At 41.9% G+C, this 21830-nt stretch carries 19 protein-coding genes; 16 read left to right on the forward strand and 3 right to left on the reverse strand.

What is annotated here, in order from left to right; genetic code table 11:
* Positions 1-56: 56 nt before the first annotated feature.
* Positions 57-257, reverse strand: a complete 201-nt coding sequence (cspD, locus tag PBF_RS17205) for a cold-shock protein CspD (protein WP_009791749.1) — start codon at positions 255-257, stop codon at positions 57-59.
* 319 nt (positions 258-576) lie between these two features.
* On the opposite strand from cspD, the gene PBF_RS17210 reads away from it, so the two are divergent.
* The 3 genes from PBF_RS17210 (at position 577) to mntR (ending at position 3799) form a co-directional block, all read left to right on the forward strand.
* On the forward strand, positions 577-867 hold the full coding sequence (locus tag PBF_RS17210; RefSeq protein ID WP_035331341.1) for a hypothetical protein: 291 nt from the start codon (positions 577-579) through the stop codon (positions 865-867).
* Positions 868-1078: 211 nt separating this feature from the next.
* On the forward strand, positions 1079-3241 hold the full coding sequence (locus PBF_RS17215) for a DNA topoisomerase III (RefSeq protein ID WP_035331343.1): 2163 nt from the start codon (positions 1079-1081) through the stop codon (positions 3239-3241).
* Positions 3242-3373: 132 nt separating this feature from the next.
* Positions 3374-3799 carry a transcriptional regulator MntR gene (mntR, locus tag PBF_RS17220; protein ID WP_035331345.1) on the forward strand — a complete coding sequence of 142 codons (426 nt, stop codon included), beginning with the start codon at positions 3374-3376 and terminating at the stop codon, positions 3797-3799.
* 43 nt (positions 3800-3842) lie between these two features.
* Here mntR and PBF_RS17225 read toward each other — a convergent pair whose 3' ends face one another.
* Positions 3843-4061 (reverse strand): DUF3892 domain-containing protein, encoded by a 219-nt coding sequence (locus tag PBF_RS17225; RefSeq protein ID WP_035331347.1) that lies wholly within the window; start codon positions 4059-4061, stop codon positions 3843-3845.
* A gap of 144 nt (positions 4062-4205) precedes the next feature.
* On the opposite strand from PBF_RS17225, the gene PBF_RS17230 reads away from it, so the two are divergent.
* Together PBF_RS17230 and PBF_RS17235 are read left to right on the forward strand one after the other, a co-directional pair.
* Positions 4206-4898, forward strand: coding sequence for a class I SAM-dependent methyltransferase (locus tag PBF_RS17230; RefSeq protein ID WP_035331348.1), 693 nt, complete (start codon positions 4206-4208; stop codon positions 4896-4898).
* 7 nt (positions 4899-4905) lie between these two features.
* The gene (locus tag PBF_RS17235) at positions 4906-5598 is read left to right on the forward strand and encodes an AIM24 family protein (protein WP_035331350.1); all 693 of its coding nucleotides are present in this window, start codon (positions 4906-4908) and stop codon (positions 5596-5598) included.
* A 138-nt stretch (positions 5599-5736) separates the two neighbouring features.
* Here PBF_RS17235 and metA read toward each other — a convergent pair whose 3' ends face one another.
* The gene (gene metA / locus PBF_RS17240; protein WP_035331352.1) at positions 5737-6645 is read right to left on the reverse strand and encodes a homoserine O-acetyltransferase MetA; all 909 of its coding nucleotides are present in this window, start codon (positions 6643-6645) and stop codon (positions 5737-5739) included.
* Between the two features lie 180 nt (positions 6646-6825).
* On the opposite strand from metA, the gene PBF_RS17245 reads away from it, so the two are divergent.
* From PBF_RS17245 to PBF_RS17295, 11 genes are all read left to right on the forward strand, one after another.
* Positions 6826-8514, forward strand: coding sequence for a formate--tetrahydrofolate ligase (locus PBF_RS17245; RefSeq protein ID WP_035331354.1), 1689 nt, complete (start codon positions 6826-6828; stop codon positions 8512-8514).
* Between the two features lie 11 nt (positions 8515-8525).
* Positions 8526-9056, forward strand: coding sequence for a hypothetical protein (locus tag PBF_RS17250; protein WP_035331356.1), 531 nt, complete (start codon positions 8526-8528; stop codon positions 9054-9056).
* Between the two features lie 227 nt (positions 9057-9283).
* On the forward strand, positions 9284-12358 hold the full coding sequence (locus PBF_RS17255; protein ID WP_035331358.1) for a GNAT family N-acetyltransferase: 3075 nt from the start codon (positions 9284-9286) through the stop codon (positions 12356-12358).
* A 10-nt stretch (positions 12359-12368) separates the two neighbouring features.
* Positions 12369-13223 carry an amidohydrolase family protein gene (locus PBF_RS17260; protein WP_035331360.1) on the forward strand — a complete coding sequence of 285 codons (855 nt, stop codon included), beginning with the start codon at positions 12369-12371 and terminating at the stop codon, positions 13221-13223.
* Between the two features lie 97 nt (positions 13224-13320).
* On the forward strand, positions 13321-14169 hold the full coding sequence (locus PBF_RS17265; RefSeq protein WP_035331362.1) for a DegV family protein: 849 nt from the start codon (positions 13321-13323) through the stop codon (positions 14167-14169).
* Between the two features lie 143 nt (positions 14170-14312).
* Positions 14313-14963, forward strand: coding sequence for an HD domain-containing protein (locus PBF_RS17270; RefSeq protein WP_035331577.1), 651 nt, complete (start codon positions 14313-14315; stop codon positions 14961-14963).
* Positions 14960-16840, forward strand: a complete 1881-nt coding sequence (locus PBF_RS17275; protein WP_035331364.1) for an ABC-F family ATP-binding cassette domain-containing protein — start codon at positions 14960-14962, stop codon at positions 16838-16840. The genes PBF_RS17270 and PBF_RS17275 overlap by 4 nt, the downstream gene beginning before the upstream one ends.
* 352 nt (positions 16841-17192) lie before the next feature.
* Positions 17193-18329: a conserved virulence factor C family protein gene (locus tag PBF_RS17280; protein WP_035331365.1), complete on the forward strand. Its 1137-nt coding sequence runs from the start codon at positions 17193-17195 to the stop codon at positions 18327-18329.
* 264 nt (positions 18330-18593) lie between these two features.
* Positions 18594-20264 (forward strand): dihydroxy-acid dehydratase, encoded by a 1671-nt coding sequence (ilvD, locus tag PBF_RS17285; protein ID WP_035331579.1) that lies wholly within the window; start codon positions 18594-18596, stop codon positions 20262-20264.
* Positions 20265-20411: 147 nt separating this feature from the next.
* Complete coding sequence (locus tag PBF_RS17290) at positions 20412-20846, forward strand: BrxA/BrxB family bacilliredoxin (RefSeq protein WP_035331367.1); 435 nt, start codon at positions 20412-20414, stop codon at positions 20844-20846.
* Positions 20847-20923: 77 nt separating this feature from the next.
* Positions 20924-21697 (forward strand): class I SAM-dependent methyltransferase, encoded by a 774-nt coding sequence (locus tag PBF_RS17295; RefSeq protein ID WP_035331369.1) that lies wholly within the window; start codon positions 20924-20926, stop codon positions 21695-21697.
* Positions 21698-21830: the final 133 nt, after the last annotated feature.

The raw sequence follows: 21830 nt of genomic DNA on the forward strand, positions 1-21830 counted from the left end.
TTCAGGACAAAAATAAAAGGCTGGCAGATGCCAGCCTTACTATTGTTATATTTGAATTATAGTTTTACAACGTTTGCAGCTTGAGGTCCACGGTTTCCTTCAACGATTTCAAAAGAAACTTCCTGGCCTTCTTCTAAAGATTTGAAACCATCACCTTGGATAGCTGTGAAGTGTACGAATACATCGTCTCCGCCTTCAACTTCGATGAAACCGAAACCTTTTTCATTGTTGAACCATTTTACTTTACCGTTTTGCATGTTTACTTTTCCTCCTAAGCCTTTCAAGACACATCATGTGCCTTAGATGAATATTACCACCTAACAAAACATAAAGCAGATATTTTTATCTAATAACGGAAATATATTCTGTTAAATGATGATTATAATATACACGAATGGGCACTTTCCGTCAAGGAATTGAATACCTTTTTTACAAAAAACATTAAAATATTTTAAATATTTTTACTTTTTATGTGCTGGGGAGAAAAATACAAAGTTTATGCTGTGATCTGATAACATAAATTATCGTTTTTCTCATATGAATTATTAATTATCTTGTTGGTAAAGGGTGAGGAAAATGTACCGGTTTTCGATTGAAGATCAGGATTGGATCTTGAGGTTTTCACCCAACATCCAAATTGAAGCGGAAGTGAAGCAGGCCGTCATCAGTTCCATCCTTCAGCTTGGTAAAGATCTCCCGCAATTCTCGCATGGAGAATCTTTTATCATTATGAATGACCGATTAGGCATTATTGTTTTTAATGTCGAGAAAATACCATCTATGATATTGACCGTTTCAAATATTGTTACAGAAGATAAATGGTACATCCAAAAAAACCTTACAATAAAGCGCTATTTTAAAGAATGATCGGCAAAAGCCGATTTTTTGTATACAGGTTTGTAGGTTTAAGGACGAGAAGAATCCTAATGGGGGTTCTTCTTTTAATTTATTTAGCGGAACCCGATTGTTTTAAAAATTTCATAACTATAAAGGTATTTTAACTCCCTTTGCTAAATTTTTAGGTTAATATTAAAATAGATGTCTATATTTTGTTCTACAACATAAAGGGAGCTAAAGTATGAAACTGATAATCGCGGAAAAGCCCGATCAGGGTATGACGCTGGCTTCTATTTTTAAAATGAAAAAACACCAGGGATATATTGAGATTTTTCCAAATGATATATTCCCCCAGGGGGCTCATGTTACCTGGGCTATAGGCCACCTATGCCAGCTGTCTGCCCCTGAAAAATATAAAAAGGACTGGAAAAAATGGTCATTGGACACATTGCCGATCATTCCGGAGCAATTTCAATATGAAGTGACAAAGGAAAAAGCAAAGCAATTTAATATAATCAAACAGCTTGCTTCTAATCCTGATTTAACAGAAATTATCCATGCTGGCGATGCAGGGAGAGAAGGAGAGCTTATCATCCGGAACATTCTTAGGCTTACCGGATCAAGAGTGCCTATGAAAAGGCTCTGGATCTCTTCTTTGACTCCTAAAGCCATAAAGGAAGGCTTCCTTGCCCTTCTGGATGAAAGTGACACAAGGAACTTATATTATGAAGCCTATACGAGAGCATGTGCCGACTGGGTCGTTGGGATGAATGCTTCGCGTTTATACAGTCTTCTCCTGCAGCAGAAAGGTTTCTCCGATGTTTTTTCTGTAGGAAGGGTTCAGACCCCAACTCTTGCATTAATCGTGAAAAGAGAGCAGGAAATTCAGAATTTTGTTTCCGAACCTTTCTGGGAGGTAAATGCACAGTTTAAAGTGAACGGGAAAAAATATACCGGCAAGTGGGAAAAAGATGGTGAGACCAGAATTAAAACCAAAGAGCTTGCCGAAAAGATTGCGGCATTTTGCAGAGATAAAGAGGCACGGGTAGAAGATGTGCAGGCTGAAAAAAAAGAATTCCTGCCGCCGATGCTTTATAATCTTTCGGCATTACAGGCTGAAGCCAACCGCAGGTTCAAGTTTCCGCCTAAAAAAACACTGGATGTACTGCAGAAGCTTTATCAAAAAGGAATCGTATCATATCCCCGCTCAGACTCCAGGCATGTAACAGAAGGAGAAGCGGAAATGTTTCCGGAAATCCTCAGAAAAATGGAATCAAAAGAAGAGTATAAGGAATTCTTCCCTCTGCCTATAAGCTCCATATTGCAGAATAAACGGTATGTGAATGACAAAAAGGTAACGGATCACTATGCCATCATTCCGACGGAACAAGTCCCGGATCTGGGAAGATTATCACAGGATGAAAAAATTCTCTATGATCTGATTGTGAGGAGCTTAATAGCTGCACATTATGGAAAAGCTGTATCAGAATATACAACTATAAAAACCCTTGTTGATGGAAGAGCTTTGTTCCTATCAAAGGGAAAAGTACAGCTTGAAGAGGGCTGGAGAAAAGTGATTCCCCAGCAGGAGAAGGAAAAGGAACCGATTCTGCCTTTATTGCAGGCAGGCGACCAGGGAACAGTGTTAAAGGCAGATGTAAAAGAAAGCAAAACCCAGCCGCCCAAAAGGTATACCGAAGGCCAACTAATTACACTCATGAAATCGGCCGGGAAGCAGATCGAGGATAAGGAACTCGAGAAGGTTCTGATGAAAACAGAAGGCCTTGGAACGGAAGCCACAAGAGCTGGAATCATTACCATGCTGAAGGAGCGCAAATACATTGATATAAAGAAGAATCTTGTATATGCAAACTCAAAAGCAAAAATCCTTATAGAAGCGATAGGAACAGAAATACTTGCTTCCCCTGAAATGACTGCCAAATGGGAACAGCGGCTGAAGAACATTTCAGATGGGCAGGCATCCCCAAAACAATTCATGGAGCAGACCAACAAAATGGTTAGCCATTTGATCTCTGCTTCCATTGAACATGCAGGAAAGTGGACATTTTCTGAAGAAGATAAAGAGGGATTCGCTCCTGGGAAATTCAAGCAAAAAAGGGCAGCCAATCTGGGCAAATGCATGCTGTGTGATGGAAAAGTTGTGGATAAAGGAAGCTTTTATGGCTGCTCCAATTATAATAAAACCAAATGCACTTTCACTATTTCCAAAAGTATTATGGGCAAGACAATAACTCAAAAACTCCTCAAACAGCTTTTAAAGGATGGGGAAACAGAATTAGTCGAAGGATTTACAAGCAAAGGAAAAGATAAAACATTTTCTGCTAAATTATCGTGGGACCAGCAGGAGAACAGAGTTAAATTTCTCTTCCCGCAAAAGGCCTGAATATGCCTGATGCAGTATATTTCCTTGTCTCCATTTTCCAACTGTAGTAAAATCGTTAAAGTCTAATATTTATTTAAGAAAGATATAAAGCGCTCTGCGCTTGTGCTTTTCTAATTGGCAGGAGGTTGCGTAATGCCAACACCAAGTATGGAAGATTACATTGAACAAATATATATCTTAATTGAAGATAAAGGATATGCGAGGGTGTCTGATATTGCCGAGGCTCTTTCTGTGCATCCATCTTCTGTGACAAAAATGGTTCAGAAGTTAGATAAAGATGAGTATCTTGTTTATGAAAAATACCGCGGGCTTATATTAACGCCAAAAGGGAAAAAAATAGGCAAGAGGCTTGTGTATCGGCATGAACTTTTAGAACAGCTCCTGCGTATCATTGGAGTCAAAGAAGAAAATATTTATGAAGATGTTGAAGGCATCGAACATCACCTGAGCTGGGATGCCATCGACCGGGTTGGCGACCTGGTTCAATTTTTTGAAGAGGATAACAGCCGCATCGGAGTGCTGAGGGAAATTCAGCGTAAAAATGAAGAAGCACAGTAAAAACCTGACTGCTATAAGTCAGGTTTTTTCATGTTTCGCAATATTAATAGAGGCTTGGAAAATCATCAAAAGATGACGCATCGGAAGGATTCAGTTCCATAGAACCTTCTTCGTTTTCATAAATTTGGATACCCTCGATTACACCGTTCTCTGCCTCCATTAGTGCTTTGCGATAAGAAATAATTCGTCCTCCGGAAGTCTGGAAGGAAATTATTCCACCATTATTGTTGCGGTAGACTGCTGTCAGCTGCTCGCCGTTCATATAAAACTCTCCTTATTTTTTTTCTATCAATATTGTTGACGTTTTTAACATTTTATAATCAGAGGTATTTTTGAGAATCTTAGCGAATTTAAAATATTGGGAACTTTTTTATTGAAGAATCGTATTCATAAACGGAGGGATAAAATGAGCACTTTTAATTGGTCTGCAGAAGCAGAGAAGCTTTGGGATAATAACTCTGAATCATGGAATGCAAAGAGCGGGGCAATGTGGGAGGAAGGAAGCCGAAAGGATATCATCTCCTTCTTCGAAAAGCATGTCAAAAAAGGATCTGCTGTTTGTGATCTCGGGTGCGGGGATGGTTACGGTTCCTACAAGCTTGCTTTGGCCAGCTATAGAGTTACTGGGATTGATGTCTCAGAAGAGATGATACATAAAGCTGAAAAATTAAACGCTGAAACTGATGCGGTTTTTAAGAAAGAAGACATTTCAAACCTTTCCCTTAAGGATAATGCGTTTGACGCGATTCTTGCCATTAATTCATTGGAATGGACTGAAAGCCCGCTGGATGTTTTACAGGAAATTCGGCGAATTGTTAAGCCGGGAGGAAGAGCATGTATAGGGATTCTTGGCCCCACTGCAGCACCGCGGGCCAACAGCTACCGCAGGCTTTATAAGGAAAAAGTTATCTGCAATACCATGATGCCATGGGAATTTGAACAGCTTGTAAATGAAAATGGATGGTTGAAGATTGATGAATTGGGTGTTTACAAAAAAGCATCAGAGCAGCTTTCAAAAGGCTCGCTGACTGATGAGCTAAAGCAATCATTATCTTTTATGTGGGTCTTTATGCTTGAAAACAGAGAAATGAAAGGATGAAAAGAGAATGAGCAGATATTCAATTGAAGAGTTTGTAAACCAGACAAAACAGCAGGATAAAGGTGAAGGGCTGTTTGAATTGGAAACACCAAGGATGCTCGAAATTAATTTAACCAGCCAGGTTTGGGCTAAAGCAGGCGGGATGGTTTCCTACCGCGGCCAGATAAAGTTTGAGCGCGAAGGCATTCTCGAGCACGGATTAGGAAAGATGTTCAAAAAGGCACTTACTGGAGAAGGCACAGCCTTAATGAAAGCAACAGGCAATGGAAAGCTGTACCTTGCAGATCAGGGGAAAAAGATTTCAATCCTGAATCTTGATGGGGATTCCATCTTTGTAAATGGGAATGATCTCCTTGCATTCGAGCCTTCCATCAGATGGGATATTAAATTAATGAAAAGGATGGCAGGCATGCTTGCAGGAGGCTTGTTCAATGTCCGATTGGAAGGGACTGGAATGGTAGCTATTACTTCTCACTATGAGCCGCTGACACTTTTGGTTACTCCTGATAATCCCGTATATACCGACCCAAATGCGACAGTTGCATGGTCAGGGTCACTGCAGCCGGAATTCGTCACAGATATCTCTTTTAAAACGTTTCTTGGAAGAGGGAGCGGAGAGTCGATCCAAATGAAGTTCTCAGGCAGCGGCTTTGTAGTGGTTCAGCCATTTGAAGAAGTGTATTATGCTCAGCAATCATAAGGAATAGCGGAAGCGCTTCGCTTTAACTGGCTCTTGAAAATATTAAAATTTTATAAAATGAAAAAGCCGGTTTTGAAAGAGGGAAAACCGGCTTTTCATGTTTTTGGCTGCATATTAAGTTATTCGCTCACTGCATTATCAATCCCAATCGTAAGGAGTCTCCTGGTATACATAGTAGTTCAGCCAGTTGGAAAACATCAAATGGGCATGTGACCGCCATATATTATGAGGTCTCCTGCCGGGATCATCATTCGGAAAATAGTGTTTTGGCACGGGAACCTGAAGACCTCTGCTTTTGTCTCTTGTGTATTCTTCTGCAAGTGTGCCTGCTTCATATTCCAGATGGCCAGTTACCATGATTTGTCTGCCGCCGTTCGCGCTCATGATGAAAGGACCCGCCTCCTCAGAAGAGGACAGAAGCTTCACTTCCGGGTGTTTCAGCAGGTGCTCTTTATAAACATCGGTATTTCTTGAATGCGGTGCATAATAGATATCGTCAAAGCCCCTCAGCAATTTTTCGGTTCTGTCATGAACTTCATGAAGATAAACACCGGAGCATTTCTCAGGCAGCTCATATTTTCCGATTCCAAAGTGATAGAATAACGCTGCCTGTGCTCCCCAGCATATATGCAGGGTGGAGGTAACATTTGTTTTTGTCCACTCCATGATTACGGTTAGCTCCTCCCAATAGTCAACCTCTTTAAAATCCAGAAGCTCTACAGGAGCGCCAGTTATAATCATCCCGTCAAATTTTCTTTTTTGAATCTGCTCAAACGTAGTATAGAATTGTTCGAGATGCAGGGGACTGGTATTTTTTGATTGATGAGTGGCAGTTTTTAAAAATGAAATGTTTACCTGTAAGGGTGTATTTCCAAGAAGTCTTAAAAGATGGGCTTCCGTTTTTTCTTTCTCGGGCATCAAATTCAGGATGAGGATATTTAAAGGGCGAATATCCTGCTGTTTGGCACGGTCCTCATCCATGATAAATATATTTTCTTCCTCTAAGATCTCCCTGGCAGGAAGCAACTTAGGAATTTTTATCGGCAAGTGATCATCTCCCTGTACAAAAATTCAATTAAACTTATTATAAAGACGATTCAAAATTGTATCAATGCTTTACTGTGTGAAAATGCGAAAATATCAAAAGTAATTGGCAATATTTCTTTTCAGTGATGGTACAATATAGCTGTAAGGAACCTATACATATTGGATTCTGGGGGGATAAAAATGAATGTGAAACCGATCGTGAAATCAGACATTGAAATTGCTCAGGCATCAGAAATGAAACCCATAATGAAAATAGCTGAAAAACTAGGGCTCATTGAGGATGATCTGGAGCTCTTCGGCAAGTATAAAGCGAAAATATCCGCAGCAGCCTTAAAGAAATTAAGCACGAATGACAGCGGTAAAATAATTCTTGTCACATCCATTAATCCAACACCTGCAGGAGAAGGGAAATCCACAGTAACAGTCGGACTTGCCGATGCTTTTAACAGACTGGGCAAAAAGGCTATGGTCGCTATGCGGGAACCTTCCCTGGGGCCGACAATGGGAATTAAAGGCGGTGCAACAGGCGGGGGATATTCACAGGTCCTGCCTATGGAAGATATCAATCTGCATTTTACCGGCGATCTTCACGCAATTACAACAGCCAATAATGCCTTGGCTGCACTGATTGATAATCACCTCCAGCAGGGAAATCTGCTAAATATCGACCAGAGAAGAATTGTCTGGAAGCGTGCCCTCGATTTGAACGACCGTGCATTAAGAAAAATCGTAATCGGTCTGGGAGGACCTTTACAAGGTGTTCCAAGGGAGGATGGATTTGATATTACTGTGGCTTCAGAAATTATGGCCGTTTTATGCCTTTCATCCGACCTTCAGAACCTGAAGGAAAGACTGGGGAAAATGGTTATAGCCTACAATTATGATAAACAGCCTGTAACAGTTGCGGATCTTAGAGTGGAAGGCGCTCTTACCCTGCTTCTTAAAGAAGCAGTCAAACCTAATCTGGTCCAGACTATAGAACATACACCGGCATTGGTACATGGCGGCCCGTTTGCCAATATTGCTCATGGCTGCAACAGTGTGATTGCCACTTCTGCAGCATCCAAGCTCGCTGATTATGTTGTGACAGAAGCAGGTTTTGGTGCAGATCTTGGTGCTGAAAAGTTTCTGAATATTAAAGCCAGACACGAAGGCATTGACCCTGAAGCAGTGGTTATTGTAGCTACAATCCGTGCTTTAAAAATGCATGGAGGCTTGTCAAGGGCTGAATTGGGCACGGAAGATACTGAAGCACTCACTAGAGGCTTTGCCAATTTAAAAAAGCATGTTGAAACAGTTGAAAGCTTCGGGCTTCCGTATGTAGTGGCCATTAACCGGTTTATTTCCGATAGCGAGAATGAAATTGCGGCCCTTACAGATCTATGCAGTGAGGCAGGCATGCCAGTAGCCCTGACAGAGGTTTGGGAAAAAGGCGGGCAGGGTGGAATTGAGCTGGCAGAGAAACTGCTGAACATCTTGGATCAAAACGCAGCGAAGTTCAATCATCTGTATGATTTATCGCTGCCTCTTGAAGAAAAAATTCTAACAGTGGCACAGAAGGTTTATGGCGCAGATAATGTTGAATACTCAACCAAAGCCAAAAAGCAGATTAAAGACTTTGAAAGCTTTGGCTGGGGGGTCCTGCCGGTTTGTATGGCTAAAACACAATATTCTTTATCTGATGATCCTTCAAAACTGGGAAGGCCATCAGATTTTACCATTACAATCCGTGAGCTGAAGCCATCCATTGGTGCAGGATTCATTGTAGCACTCACAGGTGATGTGATGACTATGCCGGGCTTGCCTAAAGCCCCTTCAGCCATGAACATGGATGTAGATGAAGAAGGAAATGCAGTCGGCCTATTTTAAGGAGGATAACCATGTTTGATCCAACTGCCTTTGAAAATATGAAGGTTGTAATGGAGGGCGGATTCTATGACAGGGATCTGAGCGGAGAAATAAGAATAGTTGACCGGAATGATATGATAAACTCAGCGAAAATGTGCCGCAAATATGATATAACTTTCGCAGATCATGCTGAAGGCATGCCGGAGATTCTCTGTACCTTTATAATGGAAGCGGGACTTGATAATCTTGCAGCTGAGCTATTGCCTCAAGGGAAATCTAAAATGCTGGCCGGATGCCGGATTTCCGTGAATTTTACAATTAAACATCAGCATGATCACAAAAAAATTCAAGAAATCCGGGAAGTCCTGGAGCAAATATGGGGAATCGGACGGAAAATCGAACAGACTGTGAAATACAGCCCTGAAAATAGGCAGAGTCTGGCTGAAACCGAAACCATCATTTCCTTTAACCGCCTTGTCCAGGAAGAGCAGATAGATGACCTGCATGAAATGATCACTTATATGACTGCTTCTATGGATGCTTTGAGAAATATTCAATTTTGACACAAAAACGCCTTGCCAGTAAAAGCAAGGCGTTTTTTATATAGAATTTTTACGGAAAATTCAAAATTATATTTACAATCCAATGCTCTGATAATACGATTAAAAAGGAATGGAAAAACATTCCGAATACACTCAAAAGGGGGAGAGGCAAATGATTAAGGTAATCATTGCGCAAAAAGAATTGGAGAAGGGTAGACAAGACGTAACCTAGTCAGGAGGACAAAGGAATGATACAAGGTACAGACAAATTAATCATTGCAGAGTATCATGAGGGCTTTGCTGCAGGAATCGCAAAAATGTGGAACTTGAGCAGGGACAGCTGGGGCGGAGATACCAGTGTAATGACTGAAGAGCAAGTGAAAACGAAGGAAGAGAATAACGGCAATATTACTTTATACTTAGCCCTTGATGGTGAAGAGGTTGTAGGCTATTGCGGGCTATCGGAATATAAAGAGGATACGGGATCACTGTATATCCCTCTATTAAATGTAAGGCCGGATTACCATGGGCAAAAAATCGGAAAGATGCTGGTGCTTAAAGCGCTGCAAAAGACTATAGAAATGGGCTGGCCGCGCCTTGATTTATATACATGGCCAGGAAACGTGAAAGCTGTCCCGCTATACAAAAAATGCGGTTTCTTCTGGGAAGACAGAGATGATACAACCCATTTGATGAATTTCATTCCCGCTGTGCACCAGACACAGCTTTTAAAGCCTGTCCTGGAGAATCTTGATTGGTATGGCAGCAGCCTTAGAGATATCGATGTGAAGCCGGATGGAATCAAAGAAAATGGATTTACATTTTACGAGTATAAATGGCAAAGCGGAGAAGTGTCTGCTAGAGTCAGATTTGAAAGAACCGGCAGAGGAATAAGTTTAATAGAAACAAATGATTATCTTATAGAACTTTGCATGGGACATCATGAAGTAATTGAGAATGAAGTTCAAAACTTTCAGCTCAAACTTGTAAATAAAACCGGAAATCCCGTTTCATTTAAGGCTGAAGGGAATAATCAGGGAAGAGTCAAATCAATGTTCGAGCACGATTTGACTTCTGAGAGTGACTCTGTAATTACCGGACAATTCATTGTGCATGAAGGGGAAGAGCCCAGTGTCTGGAAAACTCATCCTACACTGAATGTAAAGGTTTGGGTAAATGGTGAGGAATGTGAACTGCGCCTTGGACTTCTTCCAAAGCAGCCAGCCAAAATAACAGGCGCTTCCAAAGGAAATCTCAGGCTTTTGAATCAGGAAGCAGAATTGGAAATGGAAGTAGAAAACAACCTGGAAGAAGACACAGTATTTCACCTTTCTTTTCCTGAAAGTGATCTGGTTGAATTAGAAAAGCGGGAGTATCAAATACAGCTCCACAAAAAAGAACGTAAGCTGATGAAAATGCCTTTTATCGTGAAAAAACATGGCTTTTATCAGCCCGAAATATCGATAACGGCATTAAAGAAGATCGGGGAAGAACTCTCTTTTACGTGCAGATCGGTGGGCATGCCCCTTAAAAGCTTCGGTCAGAAATTCGGAGGAGAGTCCAAGGATTACTGGCATATATGCAATGGGATCTCCCAGGTTAATATCCGGAAAATGGATTTTAAAATAACAGCAGGCAGGAATGAAAGTGTTAACCAGCCTTTTGCGTTTTTTGTTCCTAAGCTTGGCAAGCCTTATTCTACTGAATTTTCAAAGGCAAAGCCTTTGGCAGCAGAATGGTTCACAGATGATACGGCCATCACCTTCAAGCTGGTTTTCAGGTCTGAAGCTTTTCCGGGAATTCTTGTAACCCTGTATACCTCCCTTTATGGTGAAGGCCTTGTGAAAATTTGGTCTGAACTGAAAAATGAAGGGAATAAAAAATATGAAAACCTGTTTTTAAGCCAGCCGTTATATCATGAAATGCAGCATCCATATTTTCCGCTGGAGAATGAAGTGATAGAGTTTTCTGATGTAAGAGAATTAGGGTTCATGGAAATACCAGGTGAGAGCATAACTGAAAATTGGTTTTTCGCCAATCATAACGGAGAGCCGATTGGATTCTGCTGGCCTAAAAGTGCTAAATCCAATCCGGATGGGTGGCAATTTTTTTATCAGCAGGAGACTGGCTTTCTTGCACCCGGAGATCAGAAGGTACTGGCCCCTGGCTATTTATCCATTGGAGCTTTCAGGACATGGGAAGAAATGCAGCGATTTGCAGGCGTGACGGCTGAAGCTGGAAAAATAGTGAAAAATGAAAAAGCGCTAGTAATAAATATCGGAAATCCAGTTGCAAAGGAGCAGGGAACAGCGGAGTTTACTCTTAAAACCTATCGTTCGAGTTATCTTAACGGCACTATAGATATTTTTTTAAATGAAGATAAAAAACTATCCGCAAATTTCAGCCAGGAACAGGAACTTAAGGAATTTAAATCGAATTTCCCTATTGAAGGAATGAAACCCATTTCTCTTGTAAAAGCCGAGATTACACTTGACAGTGGTAAGACAAATGTAAAAGATCTTCTGCTGATGCCCCGTGGGAAAATTCGTATAATAACTGAAGAGCAGAACGGCAAGACTGTATATACAATGGATAACGGCATTATTAGCTTCAAAGCCGCACCGGATTTTTATCCAGGATTATTCTCTTTATCATATAAAGATAGGGAATGGCTGGATTCTTCTTTTCCTGAACCGGTTGCCAGGGGATGGTGGAATCCATGGGCTGGCGGGATGAAAACTGTTCCATCACAAATGAGTGTGTTTTCGCTATTGAAGGAGAAATCTACTGCTGAATTTCTCAATGTTAAAGATTCGTATGAAAACGAATGGTCTGCATTGGCCATTCATACGAAAGCAGTCCAACACTCCACCTGGAAAGGTCTTGAATATACACAGTATTTCGCGTTATTGCCGGGAGTGCCAATCCTTGCCCATTGGGTAAAAGTGATCAATGCAGGCGGGAAATATCTGTTAAACGAAAAATGGATTACAGATATATTTTTATCAGGAGGCTCATTAAAGGATCTTAAGCTTACACTTAGTGACAAAGGTGCTGAATCAGCCTATCAGGCTGGAGTTGAGGAGCAATCCTTTGTTAATATTAATGGATCCCGTATCAGCAGCTCACGCTCTTCTGAAAAAATGTATGTAATGAAAAGTAAAGATACTGAATTCCTGGGAGCATATATGAGTAAAGAAGCCTTCGAAGTTATTTCCGAAAGGAAGGCGGGCCCATTGGCCAAACCGGGCTTTATCGTATTTGATGAAAGAAGTTTCGAGGGCAAAATGCTTAATAAACTGCATTATTTGGAATTCCGCTAAAGGAGAGAGTATGAAAGTCATAGATGCACATATTCATTTTTCTGATATTAAATCATTTCATCATACAGCCGATGAACTATCATTTGTAGATTATTCATATAATGGGCACCAGAAAGAGTTTCAAAATGCCAATGTAGTTCTGAGCATCGCAATGGGACTTACAGAAACAGATAATATGGGCTTTCCTGATTATGAAGCAAGAACACCGATGGGGATTGACCTGGAAGACAAGGTCCCGGCTAATATTGTTTACTGTGCCGGCATCAATCCATATGATCTCAATGAAGAGGCTTTAGAAAGGCTCGAAGAAGATCTGCAAAAGCCTGCTGTTGTGGGCATTAAGATTTACCTGGGGTATTATCCTTTCTATGCCTATGATGAAGTATATGTTCCTGTGTATGCACTCGCTGAAAAATATGGAGTTCCGGTTGTATTTCATACAGGGGATACATATTCCGAAAGGGGATTGCTAAAGTATTCTCATCCTCTGGCCATTGACGAGGTTGCTGTAAAACACCGGAATATCAATTTCATGATGGCTCATTTTGGAGATCCGTGGACACTGACCGGAGCTGAAATCATATATAAAAATCCGAATGTCTATGCCGACCTTTCAGGCCTTATTGTTGGAACAGAAGAAGAATTGAAGAAACACAGTAAAGGAAGATTTTTGGATCATCTGAGGCATGCTTTAGTGTTTGCAGATTCTTACGATAAATTGCTTTTTGGAACCGATTGGCCACTTGCGCCTGTAGGTCCCTATATTGAATTTATAAAAGAGCTCATACCTGAAGAGTATCATAAGGATGTTTTTTACAATACCGCTATAAAGGTATTTCCTAAAATCAAGCCTTTTCTGCCATAGAAACTGCGGCTGGGAGAGAAATCTTTCACTTCCAGCCCTTTAAATAGTCTTATTTACATACATACACGTATAAATATTTTAAAAGGGGGCGTCTTTAGTGGTTAAAATTGCATGGGTAACAGACAGCACGGCTTTTTTAAATAATGAGTTAAGAAACCACCCTGACCTGTACCAGATTCCGATGACAATCATTATGGATGGCAGAGAGTATACGGATGGTGTTGATTTATCACCTGAAGAACTTTATGCGAGATTAAAAACACTGGATACCCCGGCTAAAACTTCCCAGCCATCCATCGGCGCTTTCAGAGATTTATACGAAAATCTGCAGAAGGATTATGACTGTATCATCGCTGTGCTTGTATCAGCAAAGCTCAGTGGGACTGTTTCTTCAAGTGAACAGGCCGCCCAGCTGGTTGATATACCTGTATACAGCCTGGACTCCAAGATATTATCATATCCTTTAACAAGATTAATCCTTAAAGGGATGGAATTGGCAGAGGCCGGATTGGATAGTAAAGATATTATCAGCGAACTTAAGACGCTTCGCGATACGGGTGAAACATATGTCCTCATCGGCAGTCTTGAACAGCTTCATCGAAGCGGCAGGATGTCCGGAGTTCAATTTTTCCTGGGAAGCATGCTTAATGTAAAGCCGATTATATCAGTACATGATGGAGAATTAAGTGTCAGGGAGAAGGCCAGGAGCGAGAGAAAGGCAAAAGATAAAATAGTGAAGCTGCTGAGGAGCGCTCATGAGAGAAAACCGCTGAAGGAAGTATTCATCCTATACGGCTTGCATCCGGAAGAAGCCGAGCTATGGAAGAAGGAACTTCTTGCAGAATTTACTGGCATTGAATTTGGATGCTACTCCTTAGGTGCCACCATAGGCGTCCACGCAGGAGAGCATACACTCGGCATCAGCTGGCTGAATGGCCTGGAATAAATTAATATAAGCTCAAGTGCAGGAAATCAATTACTGGTTTTTTGCACTTTTTTTGTCTTCAAATATCAATATAGCTTGACCTTGCCATCGTTTCTTTTTAGGACTAATGTTAAAATGGACAGTGGAGTTTGAAAGCGGGTGAAATAATGAAAGAAAATATAATACATATAACAGAAAAATTTGTCCGGGATACACTCGGGGATGATTCAACCGGGCATGACTGGTATCATATTGAGCGGGTGCGAAAAAATGCCCTTTACATAGCGGAAAGGGAACAAAAAGGAGATCCTTTTTTCATTGAAATGGCAGCCTTGCTTCATGATATACCTGATGCGAAGCTGAACACTTCCAGAGAAGCAGGGGACAGGAAACTGTCGGACTTTCTGCAGGAACTTGAAATCACAGAGGAAGCATTCAGCTCCATTAAGGAAATCATTGATTCAGTTTCCTTTAATGGCGGCCATAACACCAGGGTCTTAAGTGAAGAAGCCAAAATAGTCCAGGATGCCGACAGATTGGATGCGATCGGCGCCGTGGGAATTGCGAGAGCATTTGCATACGGAGGCAAAAAAGGACAGCTGATTTATGATCCAGCCCTTAATATCAGAAGAGAAATGACTGAAGATGAATACCGGAATGGCAGGTCGTCATCCATCAATCATTTTTACGAAAAACTTTTGAAGCTGAAAGATCTGCTGAATACTGACACTGCTATGAAAATGGCAGAAGAGCGGCATGAGCTTATGGAACAGTTTCTGCATCAATTTTTTAAAGAATGGAATGGTCAAGCATGAAGATGATTTCTGTGGAAAATGTGACAAAAACCTATGGTGAGAAAGAACTTTTTAACAATATATCATTTACAATAGCCGAAAAAGAAAGGGCAGGACTGATCGGTGTAAACGGTACAGGAAAATCCTCCCTGCTGAAGGTGATCGCGGGGGTTGACCTGCCGGACTCCGGCGAAATAGTCAAACCGAGAGACTACAACATTTCATATTCAGCACAGCAGCCTGACCTGTATTATGATTTAACCGTTCTCGAGCAGGTATTTGCAGGAGATGCGCCAATACTTGTCCTGCAGAGAGAATATGAACAAGCGCTGCTGGAGCTTAGCCGGAACCCTGAAGATCCAGCTATCCAGGATAGCCTTTTCGAACTTCAAAAAAGAATGGATACACTTAATGCCTGGGAAGTAAATACCGATGCCAAAACGATACTCACTAAACTGGGCATTGAGGATTTCAGCAGAAAAATTGGCGAGCTTTCAGGCGGACAGAAAAAGCGGGTTGCGCTTGCACAAGCTTTGATCCAGTCACCAGACTTGCTGATTCTTGACGAGCCTACAAATCATCTTGATTTTGAATCGGTTAAATGGCTGGAAGAATATCTGGGCAGATATAGTGGCGCACTGCTTCTTGTGACACATGACCGTTATTTCCTTGACCGGGTTACAAACAAGATGTTTGAGCTTGAGAGCGGAAATCTTTACAGCTATAAAGGGAATTATGCTGCATTCCTTGAAGCCAAAGCAATAAGAGAGGAAAATGAAGCAGCCACTATAGAAAAGCAGAAAAATCTGTTCAGAAGAGAACTCGAATGGATCAGAAGAGGTGCAAAAGCCCGTACCACCAAGCAAAAAGCCAGGATCCAGCGATTCGAAACTCTTGACAGCCAGCTTGCTTCAGTAAAATCCTCCGAAAAATTGGACATGTCCCTAAGCGGCAGCCGCCTCGGAAAACAGGTATTTGAACTTGAAGCTGCATCAAAAAAATATGGCTCCCAGACAATTCTTGATCATTTTGATCTTCTCGTAAAACCAGGGGACAGAATAGGGATTATTGGAAGAAATGGGACAGGGAAATCAACTCTCCTTAACATACTGGCAGGCAGGATTCCGCTTGACTCAGGTGAGCGCATTATTGGGCAGACAGTAAAAATTGCTTACTATACTCAGGAAAGCGAAGATATGGATGAGAGTAAACGCATGATAGAATATCTCAAAGAAACAGCTGAAGTAGTTGAAACCTCAGATGGAAAAACCATTTCTGCGGCTCAAATGCTGGAGCGTTTCCTTTTTCCGCCATATACTAATGGCACTCCAATACGCAAGCTTTCCGGCGGGGAAAAACGGAGGCTTTATTTACTGAAAATCTTAATGTCAGAGCCTAATGTTCTTCTTCTGGACGAGCCGACAAATAACCTTGATACCCAAACCCTGACGGTTCTCGAGGATTACCTTGATGAATTTCCCGGCGTAGTCATTACTGTTTCACATGACCGCTACTTCCTGGATAAAGTGGCTGAGCAGCTGCTTGTTTTAAAAGGCGCGGGCGAGATCGAATCCTACTACGGAAATTACAGTGAATTTCTTGAAAGCGATAATGCCAAACCGGTTCAGGAAATTGACCATGCTCCTAAAAAAACGAGGGAAATGAAACCGAAGAAAAAGAGAATGAGCTATAAAGAGAAAAAGGAATGGGAAGAAATAGAGGGAAAGATTGAGGCTGCTGAAACCCGTCTCGAAGCGATTGCCTCAGAGATGGCAAGTATTGGCAGTGACTTTGAAAAGGGCCAGGCATTAGTAGAAGAAGAATCGAAACTGAATGAAGAGCTGGAATATCTGATAGAGAGATGGAGCTATCTTTCAGAAGCAGCAGAAAATGAATAATGACATGCCCGGGGGAATCTCCGGGTTATTTTTATATTTGGCTGTTTTCGCAAGGTTTTTTTGCTTTTTGTAAATTATTTACAGAGTTGATTGCAGCGGAAGGTGCGAGACTCCTGCGGGAGTAGCGGGACAGGTGAGACCCCACAGACGCAGAGCATCGAGGAGGCTCACCGCCCGCCCCGCGGAAAGCGGGCATCCTGGAGCGGAAATCAACGGACAACATTGGTATGCGAAGAACAACAAACTATACGAAAAAAGCCTAATAGTTAAAACAGCTAAAATGCCTCGAAATTCTCCTTATGTTAAAATAAAACCAGTTACCAGCGTGAATATATTAAAAAGGGTGATACTTTTGAAAATAAAAGCAATCGAACCAACACCAAGTCCGAATACAATGAAGGTTATTCTCGATGAAGAGCTTCCAATGGGGAAAGCCAATAATTATAAAAAAGATAAAAAAGAAGGAGCTCCCAGGATCATTCTTGATATTCTGGAGATAGCAGGCATAAAAGGAGTTTACCATGTTGCTGATTTCCTGGCAGTTGAAAGAAATGCAAAATATGACTGGAAAGAGCTGCTTCCTCAAGTTCGATCTGCCTTTGGTGAGGAAGTGGAAAATGAGGGTCCCGAAGAAAACGGCATAGATGAACATTTTGGTGAAGTACAGGTTTTAGTTCAAATGTATAAAGGAATTCCGATGCAGGTGAAGCTGACTGACGGCACGGAAGAAAAGCGCTTCGGACTTCCTGAAAATTTTATAAATGCTGTTACAAAAGCGCAGGATCCTGCTGATAATGTTGTCATGGTCCGCAAGTGGAAGGAATTCGGGGTCCGCTACGGAGACTTTGACCAAGTTGGCCATGACATTGTTGAGGAACTAATGGCTGCCTATCCGGAGGGACGGCTCCAGACCCTAGTGAAAACAGCTAAAAGCCCGGATAACACAGAGGATAAGCATGTGCGATCTCTCCTTAAACTTTCAGTCGAAGATTTGGATTCTCCCGATTGGCGGGAGCGCTATCAAAAACTCGAACAGATGGATAATCCAGAACTGGGGGATCTGCCTGTTCTTGAAAAAGCACTCAATGATGAGAAGGCTGCAATTAGGAGACTTGCGACAGTTTATCTTGGAATGATTGAAGATAAAAGCGTCCTGCCGCTTCTGTATAGAGCATTGAAGGATAAAACGGTCACTGTAAGGCGCACAGCCGGAGACTGTTTATCAGACTTAGGGTTTGCAGAAGCAATGGATGCGATGAAGGAAGCTCTGCAGGATGACAGTAAGCTTGTACGCTGGCGTGCGGCCATGTATCTTTACGAAGTGGGTGATGAAAGTGCGCTGCCTGCTCTAAAGGCTGCGGAAGACGATCCGGAATTCGAAGTCAGCCTGCAGATCAAACTGGCTATTGAGAGAATTGAGCAGGGAGAAGAAGCAAAGGGTTCAGTTTGGAAACAAATGACTGAATCCCGGAATAAAGGTGAGAAATAATTTCAAGAAAGCCGCTCAGATTTTAGGATCTGCAGCGGTTTTTTTATTGGAATTGATTAATTTTAAAACTTACACGCATTACAGTTTCATTCATTTAAAGCGAAAAAAAAATTAAATTTGTAATAATTATTGAAATTATCCGAAAAAGGGTCTATATTGGAAAGAAAATATTTGGGGGGCAGGAGGTTAGTTAATCTTTTCCATAGAATAAGAGATTATGAATCTAGGGTAAAACGGGAGGTACATACTATGACAGGCTCACAGATGAGAAGTGATATGATCAAAAAAGGCACAGACCGGGCTCCGCACCGCAGCCTGCTGCGCGCAGCAGGAGTAAAGGAAGAAGATTTCGGAAAACCATTTATTGCTGTGTGCAATTCCTATATTGATATCGTTCCTGGCCATGTGCATTTGCAGGAATTTGGTAAAATTGTTAAAGAAGCAATCCGTGAAGCAGGCGGCGTTCCATTTGAATTTAATACCATTGGTGTGGATGATGGAATTGCAATGGGCCATATCGGCATGCGCTATTCTCTGCCAAGCCGTGAGATCATTGCAGACTCACTTGAAACAGTTGTTTCTGCCCACTGGTTTGATGGAATGGTCTGTATCCCGAACTGCGATAAAATCACACCAGGAATGATGATGGGGGCATTAAGGGTTAATATTCCAACCCTTTTTGTCAGCGGCGGCCCGATGAAAGCCGGCGTAGATTCAAGCGGAAAGCCATTATCCTTAAGCTCGGTCTTTGAGGGTGTAGGTGCCTTCGAATCCGGCCAAATAGACGAACAAAAGCTCCTGGAAATCGAGCAGGTAGCATGTCCGACATGCGGTTCCTGTTCAGGGATGTTCACTGCGAATTCCATGAACTGCCTTGCAGAAGGACTGGGACTTGCACTTCCTGGCAATGGCACGATTTTGGCTGTATCTGAAGAAAGAAAAGAATTTGTTAAACGTTCAGCCAAGCAGCTGATGGAATTAATCAAGCAAGACATCAAACCGCGCGATATTGTTACAATTGATGCGATTGACAATGCATTTGCCCTGGATATGGCAATGGGCGGGTCAACTAATACAGTTCTTCACACATTGGCGCTTGCTCACGAAGCTGAAATTGAATATCCGATTGAACGAATCAATGAGATCGCCAATCGGGTTCCGCACTTAGCCAAGATCGCTCCTGCATCAGATTATCATATTGAAGATGTTCATAATGCGGGTGGGGTGAGTGCAATTATCAATGAATTGCTTAAAAAGCCGGACGCCCTAAATGGAGACTGTCTGACAGTTACCGGAAAGCCGCTAAGGGAGAATGTAGCAGGCAGTGAGATTTTGGATAAAAATGTAATCCGGACTCTGGAAAATCCGCACTCTGAACGCGGAGGGCTGGCAGTTTTATTTGGGAATCTAGCTCCTGAGGGATCAATTATAAAAGTGGGTGCAGTAGATGAGTCAGTAGGCGGATACCATAGAGGACCGGCCATCTGTTTTGATTCGCAGGAAGATGCACTATCCGGAATCATTACTGGCAAGGTGCAGGAAGGCCATGTTGTTGTTATTCGTTATGAGGGCCCTAAAGGGGGGCCTGGAATGCCTGAGATGCTTGCACCGACTTCACAGATTGTCGGGCGTGGTTTAGGTGCAAAAGTCGGCCTGATTACAGATGGCCGTTTCTCGGGTGCTTCCCGCGGCATCAGCATTGGGCACATCTCACCGGAAGCTGCTGAAGGCGGACCTATTGCATTTGTGGAAAATGGAGACATCATTGAATTGGATTTGAATAATCGTACAATTAATCTGGAAATCTCAGATGAAGAATTTGAAAAACGAAAAGCCAATTGGAAAGGCTTCGAGCCAAAGGTCAAGAAAGGATATCTTGCCCGTTATTCGAAGCTTGTGACCAATGCCAGCACAGGCGGCGTTATGAAAATTTAAATATATTAAGGATGCCGGTCTTTTAGGACCGGCTTTCTTTGAATTTAGCTGTGTTATGACGAGAACCGGAATAGAAAAATTGCATTAAGATCATACGATATAGTATGCTTACTTTACAAACTGCACGTTAAGGAGGATGCAAATCTTATGTCAATGGCATATGAAGAATATATGAAACAAATGGTGAAGCCGATGCGTGAGGAGCTTGTACAGGCAGGCTTTAAAGAGCTGACGGCTTCAGAAGATGTAGAGCATTTCATGGAAGGGCTTGAAGGAACAGCTCTTGTTGTCGTGAATTCAGTTTGCGGCTGTGCGGCTGGTCTTGCCCGCCCTGCAGCAACACAGGCTGTTCTGAGAAGTGAAAAGAAACCTGATCACCTGGTGACGGTTTTTGCCGGACAGGACAAAGAAGCAACAGCCAAAATGCGCGAGTACTTTGACGGATATGAGCCTTCATCACCTTCTATGGCTCTTTTAAGAGGAAAGGAAGTTGTGCACTTCATTCATCGCCATGATATCGAAGATCATTCCATGGAAGCAATTATGGAGAATCTGGTTGCAGCGTTTGAGGCGAACTGCTGATAATATTAGATTAAACCAAAAGGGGTGTCTGCAGACACCCTTTTTTAATAGCAATTTTAGGAATCAGGTGAAAATATATGCTAATTACAACATCCGGACGCACCAATGAAGCAATGAAAGAGAAAGCAAAAAACATTGCAGAACAATTGGGAGCAGAGTACATCGACAGGAATAAAAGGTCTGTTAAAGCGATTCAACAACAAGTTCCTGAAGACTGCATAGTAGTCGGAAAAGAACGGCTGGAACTTTATCAGACTGGCGAAAACCAGCCGTTCTTCTTTCATCCGAGTTCAGCCATGTTCAGAGTGAAGCGCCTCTTAAAAGGTGAGAGTGATCCTTTTCTTGAGGCTGCCGGTCTTAAAGAAGGCAGCAGTATTCTCGATTGTACTCTTGGTCTGGCATCTGACAGCATAACAGCCAGTTTTGCTGCGGGCAATAAAGGTAAAGTTACAGGGCTTGAAGGAAATAAATACCTTTCCTTTCTCATTGCGAACGGGCTAAGGCAGTGGGACTCCGGGCTTGAGAGTATGAATCAGGCCATGGGAAGAATAAATGTTGAAGCAACAATGGCCCTTCCATATTTAAAAAAGCTGCCTTCGGACAGTTACGATATTGTCTATTTTGATCCAATGTTTGAAGAAGAAATCTTTGAGTCAGAAGGGATTAAAGCTTTAAGGAACTTTGCTGTTTATGAGGATCTGTCAGAGGAAGTTTTATTTCATGCAAAAAGAGCTGCGAGGAAAAGGGTGGTCCTGAAAGATCACTTTAGAAGTTCCAGGTTTGCTCAATATGGTTTCAAAGTAATTGAAAGAAAGTCCTCTAAATTTCATTTTGGCATAATTGAAAAATAAGAAAAGGTGCCAGTTAACAGGCACCTGCTTATTTAATCTGCAATAGCCAGATAAACAAAGTAAGCCATAAGTAAAAGGCTTGCAATGACAAAAAATACAGACCAATCCATGATCATTTCCCCCTTATTCATTC

The sequence above is a fragment of the Cytobacillus firmus DS1 genome, from assembly GCF_000565285.1.
Lineage (GTDB): Bacteria > Bacillota > Bacilli > Bacillales > Cytobacillaceae > Cytobacillus > Cytobacillus firmus_A.